This window comes from Mongoliibacter ruber, from assembly GCF_003003005.1.
Classification (GTDB): Bacteria; Bacteroidota; Bacteroidia; order Cytophagales; family Cyclobacteriaceae; genus Mongoliibacter; species Mongoliibacter ruber.
Map to the genome: position 1 here is coordinate 1 of NZ_PVTR01000025.1, position 12571 is coordinate 12571.

General features: G+C 37.5%; 8 protein-coding genes. 4 read left to right on the top strand and 4 right to left on the bottom strand.

The window, feature by feature from the left end; genetic code table 11:
* Nucleotides 1-52 precede the first annotated feature (52 nt).
* The gene (locus CLW00_RS21575) at nucleotides 53-250 is read right to left on the bottom strand and encodes a hypothetical protein (protein WP_106135647.1); all 198 of its coding nucleotides are present in this window, start codon (nucleotides 248-250) and stop codon (nucleotides 53-55) included.
* Between the two features lie 242 nt (nucleotides 251-492).
* Here CLW00_RS21575 and CLW00_RS20810 point away from each other — a divergent pair, with 242 nt between their 5' ends.
* The 4 genes from CLW00_RS20810 to CLW00_RS20825 all read left to right on the top strand — a co-directional run bounded on the left by CLW00_RS20810 (nucleotide 493) and on the right by CLW00_RS20825 (nucleotide 8320).
* Nucleotides 493-1512 carry a TolB-like translocation protein gene (locus CLW00_RS20810; protein WP_245917434.1) on the top strand — a complete coding sequence of 340 codons (1020 nt, stop codon included), beginning with the start codon at nucleotides 493-495 and terminating at the stop codon, nucleotides 1510-1512.
* Between the two features lie 20 nt (nucleotides 1513-1532).
* Entirely contained in the window at nucleotides 1533-2129 is a 597-nt protein-coding gene (locus CLW00_RS20815; RefSeq protein ID WP_245917436.1) for a pentapeptide repeat-containing protein, read from the top strand.
* Between the two features lie 369 nt (nucleotides 2130-2498).
* The gene (locus tag CLW00_RS20820; RefSeq protein WP_170073264.1) at nucleotides 2499-5864 is read left to right on the top strand and encodes a PAS domain S-box protein; all 3366 of its coding nucleotides are present in this window, start codon (nucleotides 2499-2501) and stop codon (nucleotides 5862-5864) included.
* Between the two features lie 251 nt (nucleotides 5865-6115).
* Nucleotides 6116-8320 (top strand): 2OG-Fe(II) oxygenase, encoded by a 2205-nt coding sequence (locus CLW00_RS20825; protein WP_106135649.1) that lies wholly within the window; start codon nucleotides 6116-6118, stop codon nucleotides 8318-8320.
* A 51-nt stretch (nucleotides 8321-8371) separates the two neighbouring features.
* Here the strand turns inward: CLW00_RS20825 and CLW00_RS20830 are convergent, their stop codons facing one another.
* The 3 genes from CLW00_RS20830 to CLW00_RS20840 form a co-directional block, all read right to left on the bottom strand.
* Nucleotides 8372-8878 (bottom strand): hypothetical protein, encoded by a 507-nt coding sequence (locus CLW00_RS20830; RefSeq protein WP_106135650.1) that lies wholly within the window; start codon nucleotides 8876-8878, stop codon nucleotides 8372-8374.
* 279 nt (nucleotides 8879-9157) lie between these two features.
* On the bottom strand, nucleotides 9158-9994 hold the full coding sequence (locus CLW00_RS20835; protein WP_106135651.1) for an alpha/beta hydrolase: 837 nt from the start codon (nucleotides 9992-9994) through the stop codon (nucleotides 9158-9160).
* Between the two features lie 36 nt (nucleotides 9995-10030).
* Complete coding sequence (locus CLW00_RS20840; RefSeq protein ID WP_245917438.1) at nucleotides 10031-11767, bottom strand: glycoside hydrolase family 43 protein; 1737 nt, start codon at nucleotides 11765-11767, stop codon at nucleotides 10031-10033.
* Between the last annotated feature and the right edge of the window lie 804 nt (nucleotides 11768-12571).

Sequence of the window (12571 nt, forward strand, 5' to 3'; positions counted from 1 at the left end):
TCTGGACACTGAAAGTTCCACTTGAATTCCTTTTTCGCCTTACAAACATGGACTAAAAATAGACCGAGACACCCAAAACCACAAAAATTGAATGAATAAAATACTGAAAACCAACACAATAAATTTCACCTAAAGAATATCCGCACAAAACAGGCGGAACCAATATCAGAGCTACTACTGCAGCCATCTTTTTGGTCATCACCAAAAACAGTAATAATAAAATCGTAAGTAGTCCAAGCCAAGCGAGCATGTAAATAGGTTTTAATAGGTGATTGGCTAAAAATAGCTAAACATATAATGGGATTGATAAATATCTGGTGTTTTTGCACACTAAGAATTGAAGGATCGAAAAAATGACACTGCATTTTTCAATAATTAACTTCATCTTATACGCTTTTTTTCCCTATTTGACAAACAAGTCAGGCTTATGAATCCCTTCACGGGAATTCAGACAAAAAGACTGAGCATAGCTAAAAGCTTTAAAGTACTGCAATGAAAAAATTCTTCTTTTTTTTATCCATTCTCTTGACCTCAGCGCAGACTTCTTGGGCACAACATGAAAATCCAAATGCAGGCAAGCAAGATGATGTTTCCGACTACTTGAAGTCATTTATCCATGTAGAAAAGAACAATATAGCTTACAGAATCAACTCTAGGACATATGGTTCAGAATCAGACGATGATATGCGCTATTTTGGACTTAAGCCACCGGGATCAAAACCAGAGAAGTTTGCTCCCAACCTAATTTCAAAACGTCAAAGACATGAATTTGGGTCTGTTTTCTCCAAGGATGGTAAAGCGTTTTTCTTTGGTGTTGATGCAGATGGAAAAGCAGAGATATGGTTTTCAGAGTTATTGAACGGGGTCTGGACAGAAACCGAAGTCCTTTTATCACATCCCCAATACAGTTACAATGACCCTATGCTTTCACCAAGTGAAGACAGGCTCTATTTTATTTCCGACATGCCACTGGATGGAGGTGGTGAAAAGAAAGATTATGACATTTGGTATGTAGAGCGACAGGGACAAAAATGGACTTTACCTGAAAATGTTGGATCCCCCATCAATACAAAGGCAAATGAATATTATATATCCTTTGGTAAAGACGGAAGCATGTATTTTGCCTCAAATTTTAACCTTGAAATAAAAAACAGTAAAAATTACGATATATACCGATCTCAATTATTAGAAGGTCACTTTCAAAAACCGGTCAAACTTGAAAACGAGATCAATACCAAGTATTATGAGGCCGATGCTTTTGTAGGGCCGGACGAGTCTTACATCATTTTTTCCTCAATCAGGCCTGATGGGTTTGGTCAAGGTGATTTGTATATCAGCTTTAAGGATGAAAACGGGGATTGGTCAACAGCCAAGAATATGGGAGCCTTGATCAATACCGAAGGTCATGAACTCTGCCCCTTTGTAAGTCAAGATGGCAAGTATTTATTCTATACCAGTAAGCAGGACATATATTGGGTGGACGCAAGCGTTTTGGAAACCTTTCGAAGGTAGGATAAACAATAGAAATTAGTATGAGAGAAAATGAACAGAAAATGAAAGAAACCTACATTCAAGACAAAACTTTTGATAGAATCGATTTTTTACAAAATCCATTGTCTAAAGGTGAATACGAAAACTGCAATTTCAAAAACTGTAATTTTGCAGGCACCGATCTTTCCGGCTTTAAGCTTATGAACTGTGAATTTATCGGGTGCAATTTGAGTTTGACCAAACTAAATAATACAGCTTTTCAGGACAGTCTATTTAAGGAGTGCAAAATGCTGGGCCTTCGCTTTGATACCTGCGTTAAGTTTGGACTTTCTTTTTCCTTTGACAATTGCCAACTTAACCACTCCTCATTTTACAAAACCAAAATCAAAAAAACGGTTTTCAAAAATTCTCAATTACAAGAAACCGATTTTGTGGACAGCGACCTCAATAGTGCTGTTTTTGAAAATTGCGACCTTACCTTAGCGTCGTTTGAAAACACAAATCTTGAAAAGGCAGATTTTAGGACATCTTACAATTATTCTATTGATCCTGAAATCAACAGTATAAAGAAAGCAAAATTCTCTCTCTCTGGAATTTTAGGACTATTAGATAAGTATGACATTGAAATTGAACAGTAATTCACAAAAATCAATGGCAAAAAGGATTGAAACCATTTTGAAATTAAGGCCTGAAAAGTCATAAAATCGAGCTTGGGTACCGGACAGACAAGCATCACATACATGCAATTCCCTTGCGAGTTAAAGAAATAAAATTCAGTTTTTTTTCCCTCTACATTATTCGATAAATAGGTTTGTTGAACTACCAAAAAAAGTCTTTAGGACCAATCATAAATCTACATTATTTTGTATTTAATTAATTCATTTTTATATATAATTAATATTTCATGATATTTTGTCATGATAATTGAGTATCTTACTTATAATTATTTTTGTTAACATAAATAAATGTTAATAAATAAATCACCCTCCCCACCCAAAACCCGTACTATGTCACCAACCTACGATTACAGCACATTATTTTATCTCAATCCCCTACCCAACTGGGTTTATGAAATCGACACTTTTCAAATATTAGATGTAAATCAAGCCGCTACTCAACACTATGGCTACAGCAGAGAAGAATTTCTTGGAATGACTATAAAGGAGCTAAGACCAGAAGAACACATTCCCAAACTGCTTGATGCTCATAAGGAAATTGAGAAAAAACAGGAAAATATCTCCTTCGGAGTTTTTACCCACCAAAAAAAGTGCGGTGAAAGAATCAGCATGGATATCAATGGCCACAAAATAGATTTTTTGGAAAAGCAATGTATGCTGATCACCTGTAGGGATGTTACTTTGGAAAAAAAGGAAGAACAACATTTGAAGCTATTGGAAAGTGTCATCACCAATACCAATGATGCTATTCTTATTACAGAAGCTGAACCTTTTGATGAACCTGGACCAAGAATAATTTTTGTAAATGAAGCATTTACAAAAATGACTGGGTATACATCCCAAGAAGTGATTGGGAAAACTCCCCGAATATTACAAGGTCCAAAATCCGATAAAGAAGAATTGGATAGACTCAGCAAAGCGATTCGGAAATGGGAGTCCTGCGAGATCACCACCATCAATTACAAAAAAAACGGAGAACCATTTTGGATAAATTTTTCTGTTTCTCCCGTCGCAGATGAAGATGGTTGGTACACCCATTGGATTGCCATTGAACGTGATGTGTCCGAATTAAACAATGAAAAAATCCAAAATGAACTTTTGGCTGAAATCAGTTCAGTTTTTAGCATAAAAACCGACCTGAAAAAATCTTTGGACCAACTTTGCCAATTGACATTGGATTTCGGGGAATATAGTTTTTGCGAAGTATGGTTGCCTAATATGCATCAAAATGCGCTTAAGCTTTATGCAAAACAATATAGCGATTCTTCAGCCCGGAGATTTTACCAAGAAGCTTCAGAAGTCAATGCTTTCGACTATGGGGAAGGACTTCCTGGATTGGTCTGGAAAAAAATGATTCCGATTCTTTTGGAAAATGCCGGACAAGAAGAGCTATTTATCCGAAACAATGCTGCCAAAAAGGCTGGATTGAACACTGTTTTTGGGTTTCCATTGATTCATCAAAATGAAAAAGTTGGTATGATGATCGTAGGTGCCAAAATGGGTTCTTTTCAAGTCAGAAGACATCAGTCAACTTTGGCTAAATTGGAATCATTTGTCGGGTCTGAAATAAAAAGGAAACGTCTCGAAGGAGAATTGTCTTATCTATTTGACTACTCACCGGATATTATTTGTTTAACGGATTTTAATGGGAAATTCCTCAAAATAAATAAGGCAGGATGTAAAATACTGGGGTACCAAGAGAAGGACATTATTGGATTCCCATTTGACAATTTTGTCCATCCCGCAGATAAGGACATCTCAACAAATGAGGTGTTGAATTTAAATGAAAACGCATTCAACTTTGAAAACCGACTTGTCAAAAGGAATGGAGAGGTCGTTTGGCTGAGTTGGAACGGCAATGCTTCACTTGATGAAGGTGTAATCTATGCTACTGCCAAAGATATTACTGAAGAAAAGAAGCTCAAAGAACTGGTAAATGATGCATCAAAAATGGCCAGATTCGGTGGTTGGGAAATAGACCTTGTAAACGATCAAATTCACTGGTCAGAAGTAGTCCATCAAATTCACGAGACTGATCCCATGAAATTCAAGCCAAGTTTGAATAAAGGATTGGACTTTTATCGGGAAGATCATAAGCTTCTTGTTTCAGAAATCTTTGAGAACACAATCTTGACCGGAGAACCATTTGATTATGAAGCACCCTTGATCACCGCACTTGGAAATCAAGTATGGATTAGAGCCATAGGAAGCACAGAATTTTCAAATGGCAGATGCATCAGGATTTTTGGAAGTTTTCAGGATATACATAGTTCCAAAAGTAATTCCTTGCAGTTGGAAGAAGTTTTGGGAAGTATCTCAGATGCTTTCTTTGCTGTCGATAGAAATTGGAACATTACCTACTTCAACAAAGAGGCCGAAAACATATTTCAAAGAAAAGAGAAGGACCTGCTCGGCAAAAACATTTGGAAGGAGTTGGAGCCTGCAAAAGATTCTTTTTTGAGTACCACTTTTGAGAAAGTATCACTTACTCAAAAGTCCGAAAATCTGGAATACAACTATCCCGGTGATGGAAAATGGTATCAAATAAATATGTATCCATCTAATGGTGGTGTTTCTGTTTATTTGAAAAATATAGACAACAGAAAGAGAACAGAAGAAAAACTACAGAAGGCCTATGACGAAAAAAATAAGATATTAGAAAGTATAGGCGACGCATTTTTTGCCGTAAATAATGACTTTATAGTTACGTATTGGAACAATACAGCTGAAAGGTTGATTGGCGTTAAAAGAAATGAAGTCTTGGGCAAAAACTTATGGGAAGTGTTTCCCGATGCGGTTAAATTGTCTTTTTATGACAATTACCACAAAGTATTACAAAACAATGAATCCATTACTTTTGAAGAGTATTATGGTATATGGCTAGAGGTAAATGCCTATCCATCTGATAAAGGAATAAGCATATTTTTCAGAGATATAAGTGAGAGAAGGGAACAGGAAAAAGAACTGCAAGCCCTGAATGATATGCTCAAGAAATATATTTATGATCTTGAAACAAGTAACGAGCAACTGGAACAATTTGCCTTCATTGCCTCTCATGACCTTCAGGAGCCTTTGCGCATGATATCGAGCTATTTAAATCTTCTTCAGAACAATTATCGTCACCAACTTGATCAAAAGGCAAGTAAATATATCTTTTTTGCCGCTGATGGCGCAAAAAAAATGAAGCGGATCATCCTGGATTTACTTGAATATTCGAGGGCAGGTAAATTCTCAGAAGGTTTGGAAGTAACTCATCTTGATGAAATAATGCAAGATTACCTTATGCTCCGAAAAAGAATAATCAAGGAGAAATCTGCCAAAATCTCCATTGACAAACTCCCTAAAGTGGTGTGTTTTAGAGTACCATTGGTACAGACTCTTCATTCCTTACTTGACAATGCTATCAAGTACTCAAAAGAAGATATTCCTTCTGAGATTTCACTTTCAGTCTTTGAAAATGAGGAGGAATGGAGTTTCCAAATAAAGGACAACGGGATTGGGATTGATCCCATATTTTTCGATAAGATTTTCATCATCTTCCAAAGATTGCACAATAGGGATCAGTACAGTGGTACCGGAATAGGCCTTTCCATAGCTAAAAAAAATGTAGAATCATGGGGAGGGAAAATATGGGTTGAATCAAAGCCAGATGCAGGAAGTGCATTTTATTTCACGATTAAGAAGCCAAAGGAATGAATGATCCACAGGTTAAGAAATACCTAAAAAATCATCTTTCGGCCTTGGCTTCTTGATTTTTAAAACCTGATTATATTTGAGAAGTTTTAAAAACAGGAATTCGAATGAAAAATTTAGAATATGATTATCCGCAATCATGCCACTAATCAATTAAACGAGGGTTTTTGGGCAAAGGGATACTAATAGATATTGGATATTTATCGATATTGGTTCGAAATCACAGGTAATTCAATTATTTAGATTCTACTGATATGAAAGCGGATATACATAATTTAGAATTTGACTTGTTGGATAGCCTCAATCTGATCGAAGGAAATGGTTCTTTTGTGACGAGTCATTCAGAATCTTTTGTGTTTCCGGGCTTAAGCGTTGAAGACATTGGAGAAATCGCTTACCCTATCAATGAACTTATGGCCAAGGCCTTGATTCAAAAAGCCCGAAAAGCACCTTTTGGTAAAGGCAGCGAAACTATCATCGATGATAAAGTTCGAAGTGCTTGGGAAATCGATCCGGAAAAACTCTATTTTAAAGGTGGTGAATGGGATAAATTTTTAAGAAAAGCAATGGCTACTATCAAGCCTCAATTGGGAATTGAGGACTATGAGGTAGAAGCTCATCTGTACAAATTACTTATTTACCAAAAAGGAGATTTCTTTCTTTCTCACAGGGATTCTGAAAAAGAAAAGGGAATGTTTGGCACGCTGATCATAGGTCTGCCATCCAAGCACCTCGGAGGAGAACTGCTGATCAGGTTTGATGGAGAAGAGAAATCCGTGAGTTTTGCGGAGTCGGCAAATAATTATAAAATACCTTATGTAGCTTTTTATGCCGATTGCGAACACGAAATCAAACCCATAACAGCAGGATATAGGGTTTGTCTTGTGTATAATCTCATCCAGAAAAAAAATGATAATCCTATTGTATTGGAAGCCTTGGGAGAACATGTATCCCGTTTGACTAAAATTTTAGAAGCTGGAAAAGAACATAAACTATTTTCTCCAAGAGTAGTCTTACTTGGGCATCAATATACCCCTGAGAATTTTTCAAAAGACAACCTCAAACTGAACGATCGTACAAAAGCTGAAGCATTGATCAGGGCGGCAGATATTGCCGGATATTATGCCAAAATGTGCCTGGTAACTTCCTATCTTTCCGGTATACCTTCTGATGGAGGCTATGGCTGGGATTACGAACCTGATGAAGATTCTGAATTGGAGGAAATTGATAATGAATGGATATCAATCGAACATTGGCTTGATGATGGCCCTCCTCCTTTAGGTCACCTTGAAGTAGAAGAAGCGGAAATACTAGCTCCTTTCCGACTCAATGATGGTGACCCGATAGTAAAAGAAAGTACAGGTTATATGGGAAATTATGGTCCGGACCTGATGCATTGGTACCATTATGGGGCAGTTGTCTTTTGGCCTAAAAAAGACCACCAAGAGATCTTATTGAAACAAGACATCAGCAATCAACTGGAATGGATTAATCATTATAATTCAATTAGAAAACAATTGTCTGATTATGAAACCGCTACTGTTGAAACTATTCTTAAGAACGCCCTGAATGTTGACAAAAATATACATAAGGCTGATTTTAATGTCGTAGCAGATTGGCTCATAGGGTATAACGATGACTCATGCTTTGAAAGATTGGGGTATCGATTTCTTGTCAATTTTTTTGAAAAAATCAAGGATGAATCCTGGGGAAAACTTGTCGAAGTTTACCCTAGAAAGCATTTTGAAAAAATATTCAAACAGGTGATGGAGCAGGGAAACATTTCTACTTTATGGCACTTGTTGTCTGTTTTCAAAACATTGACCGAAACCAAATCAGGAAGGGCTCTTGTGGCATTAGAAATGCAAAGATTACCTGAATACTTTGCAACATTGATAGCTGTTCTCAAGAAAAAGCCTTTGTTAAATTTTAAAGCTTTTGAGAAACTATTACTTCTGGAAAACTTACTTCCACAAGACAAAAAATGGGTTCAATATATGCATAATCACCTGACTAAGTGTAGTAAAAGACAATATGTCAATGATATTCTAGTGCAAATGACCCTTAAGTTGGAAAAGAAAACACCATTGGCCCATACCCTCCTATTGTTTGGTAAAGAAGAGTTGCAAGTTAGGGTCGACAACAAACCTCAGGCACCTGCAGACTGGTCTAGACCAGTACCTGATGTCCCTTTTGATGCCATGCAGTGGCAGATACTGGCAAACTTTTTACAATCCCCAGAGGCCCAAGTATTTGATTACCGCAAAAAAGAAAGCGAAAGGTCTTTACTAGAGGAAGCCATTAAAAAAGTGGTTATAGATCTCAGGACTGAGACCATCAAAAGAGGTTCTCCCCATACCCTCCGCATCATCAAAACACAGGCGGCATATGACAAACAAATGGAAGATTGGAGAGAAGATGTGGCTTTGCTAGAAAGAGTAAAAAGACAAATAGGTTAGGTCACTTGATACATGTAAAAACCTATTCTCCTTGGTCTTATTGACAAGCTATTATTTATCCATACTTGGATCCGCCATTGCATTTATTTTCAAAATATATGCCTTTGGTATTCCGGTTGCTGATTTTTCAAGCTCATTCCCGTTTTTGTCAAAGGCTTCATGAGAATAGACCCTGCAGCCGGTATCATTTGACATGTCAACTTTGTAAGTAAGTTCATAGATAGTTTCTTGCCCTAATTTGATAAAAAATTCATTTTCACCAGAAAGACTTTTCTGGGTCATGGCACTGGAAAACATATAGCTATTACCTTCATTGGTTTTATAGATTTTGAAATCCAAGTTCGACTCATCTTGGCTTTCATTCAGGTAAACCAAACGTAAGTTCTGTACATCGAAATCCTCATCCTCTAACATATTGTTGTTTTCCTCATCGACCAAAATAGCTGAAAAAGGTATAAATGATTCATTGCTACAAGGAACTTCTTCATCCTCTTTGTCACAACTTATCAAGCTCATAAAAATCAAAGAACACAGCAACAGTAATGGTATTTTTCTCATAATCTATTCTTAAAACATTAAAATATTGAAACTCCCCTCCAAAACGGATAAAATAGGAATTCCGCTACAAAGCTAGTCGGTTAAATTTATCTTATCCCACCAGTTCATTATTAATGTGCTGATAATCTGTTAATAAAAGCTAAAAAGAAATTGCTGTCTTTGGAGAAGCAGGATCGACACTGTTCAATTTGGATTGCATCAACTACTGTGTTACACACAAAGCAAATCCTCTAGTGTAAAGCTAACATGCATAAATAAGCAGGTTTTTTCACCCAACCATTATTTGAAAAGCAGTTGTGAAAATTGATACAGATCGTTTTTCCATACCTTGAAATCATGATCGCCTGGTTCTGCAAGGTAAATATGCGATACGTCGTGCTGATCAAGATAATGATGAAGATTTTCGGTAATCTGAAAAAGACGGTCACTTGTACCGCAGGAAATCCAAAGCAAGTTTAATCTATCATTGAGCGCTTTAGGTTCTTTTACCAATACTTCAGGGGCATAGGTGTTGGGTGCTGAAGAAAAACCTCCTACCCATGAAAAATAATCTAGATTACCCAAACCAAAATTCAAAGATTGACCTCCCCCCATGGATAAACCTGCCAAAGCTCGTCTATCTCTGTCTTTATAAACGGAATATTCACTTTCGACATGAGGGATTAAATCATGAAGCAGGTCTTGTTCAAAGGTAGAAAAAGCCTGCACTTTCAGACTATCAAATATGTTCCCAGTGGCCCTGTCATCTACCATAGCCCGGCCATTGGGCATGACAACAACCATTGGCTGCATCAACCCTGCGCTTAATAAGTTGTCCCAAATGTGCTGGGGATTGCCTTGATTGAGCCATTCTTCCTCGTCCCCTCCTATTCCGTGCAAGAGATAGAGAACCGGGAATTTTTCATCAGTTGAATAGCCAGGCGGGGTATAAACCACCGCCTCTCTATCCGTTTCTACTGTACTGGAATAATAGGTTATTTTTTCAATTTTTCCTTTTGGGATCTCATCATGATATTTATCAAAGCCCTCTGGGGCAGGATTCTCCCAGTTCTGCCCTGTCACCTGAAAAGATAGTACTAAGAAAAAGGCCAGTATTTGAAGTTTCAGTTTTATCATAGTGCTGTTTTATGAGATCCCTATTAATGGTATGGATTAATTTTCTCCTGAGTAAGTGAAATGAACATATTCTGCACTGTTGTCGCTCTCAGTTCGTGATGAAGTAGCATAAGGCCCCATGGTCACACCGACAAATCCACCCGCCTCTCTCGTGCTGAGGTATTGACCTTCTTTGAATTCATGAAGCGTTTGCCAATCTCTATCGCCTTTTTCTTTGAAAGAGAAGGTATAATCTGCTTTATCAAAATCAACTTTAAGGCTAAGTGGTGATTTGGAAGATTTTTGAAGTGCTTTTTCAGCCAAAACCTCGTAGTCATTTTCTCCTTTCGCTTTCAACAATTTCACAGAAGTGCTACCATCACTGTTCAGCTGTTTTGCGACAAACAGATGATGTGTTTCCTTTTGGAATAAAAGAACTCCAGCGGATTCATTTTCAGTCTTTGGCTCAAATGTAAATTCTGTTGTAATACTGCCCTTTTGATGTTGTTGTCTTCTGGCAAGAAAACTTGGGTTAGACCTTCCAAAAGCTGTTTCTGGTCTCAAGTTGATCTTCAATTTTTTAGATTTGGTGTTGATCGAATACCACTTTTCTTTCGGTACCCTCACAAAAAACCAGTAATCCTTCAGTTTTTCCTGATCAAAATTGTCTTTGATCGTAAAGCTGCCAGCAACCGGGAATGGCATATTCTCTTTATTTTCCGGCAAGTCCGGTGCTACATAAGTGTACATTACTTCTTCGTGGTCTGGATCAATCACCGGCCAGTCATCGTCTGTCCATTTTACCGGAGCCAAAAAGACCTCTCTGCCAATATTATAATGATCTCCCGTAGTATAAGGTCTAGTGGCTAAGAAAACAGCCCACCATTCGCCGTTCTTGGTTTCTACCATATCGGCATGTCCAGTAGCGGAAATAGGATTTGGTCTATTTGGGTCCAAGTGACGCTGTGTAAGAATTGGATTGTCTTTATAGGGAATAAACATGTCTTTCAGGTCTTTGGTCCTGAAAACCACCTGAGAATGATTCACGCTAGTGCCTCCTTCAGCAGCCCAGAGATAATAATACCCACGTGTTTTATAGATATGAGGCGCTTCTATCCATACAGGTTTGGCATGAATGTTTACACCACCATTGACGAGGATTTTATTGTCACCCACAGTTTTTAGGTTTTTATAATCAAACTCAATCATCCTTATTGTCCTGTGACCATTGTACAAAGACTTGTTTTCCGGAGGATCTCCGTTGTAGATTACGTAACTTTTTCCATCCTCATCGAAGAATATGGAAGGGTCAATTCCTCTAACCTCGGGTAGAAATACTGGGTTGCTCCATGGTCCCGCAGGATCAGTGGCCGTCACTACAAAATTGCCGCCTTTTCCAACTATGGTTGTGATCATGTAAAACACCCCCTCATGATACTGTATGGTAGGTGCGAAAATGCCTTCCGAAATTTGTAATCCTTCAACATCTATCTGCTCCGGTCTGTCAAGGACATGACCGATTTGCCTCCAGTTTACCAAATCAGTACTATGAAAAATAGGCACTCCCGGAAAATAGGTGAATGTAGAAGTAACCAGATAAAAATCGTCTCCAGCCCTAATCATTCCAGGATCAGGATAAAAGCCCGGCAGTACGGGGTTACGGAATGTTCTTTCCTCTCCCTGTTGGGCAGTCAAATCATAACTGCCAAATTGAAGTAGGAAAAAGACAGCAAAGAAGCATCTCGCCATCGTTTTGCTGATTCTTTTGGGATTAAAGTCAGGTTTACTGTTCATTTTATTTAATTATAGTTTTAATAGGTTTTTCTCAGATCGTAAATTTTGTTTGTTCTTATTGACAGTATTCAGCTTGCCAAAAAGCTTATTTATTCGAATATCGTAAATAATAAGTGTATTTTTTACATTTTAACAAAAAAATGATTTAAAGTTCGTGATTATTTGGGTTGTAAAAAGTTAATGGTTAAAACTTGCCCCGGCGAATGTCGGGGAGTTAAAGGTTGGGTTTGTTCCCTATTGTTTAAAAAATTGACCCTTTTCATCCATCCACCTTCATACTTTCTTTTCCTTCATCATTCATCATCCATCATTCGAAATTCGATATTATTTCAAAGCTCAATTCCTAAGCTAATCAGCTATCCCTCCGATTTGCCCCTCGTAATTCGTAAATTAAAAGTCCAAGATCCCACAGACCATCAACCTTTTCATCCTTCATCCTTTTTTTCCTCATCCCTGTTTTTGGCGAAAAGCATTGTTCAATAGTTAGCATTTTGCGGCCAAAAACCAAAATCACAATGCTAATCATAATCCTCGGGTTTCAACCCGAGGCTATTTAAATTTGACCCCTTTGGGGTCTCAGACAAACATCATCACCTATCAATGCGATTCTTTTCATCCTTCATCCTCTCTTTTCCTTCATCATTCATCATCCATCATTCGAAATTCGATATTATTCCTAATTCAATGTTTGCAAATCCATCTAGTCTTAATTCTGTAAAAAGCCTCGTAAACTTCCCTCGCGGAAGGATAGGTCGTAATTCGTAAATAAATAGGTCACAGACCTTTTCATCCTTCATCCATCAA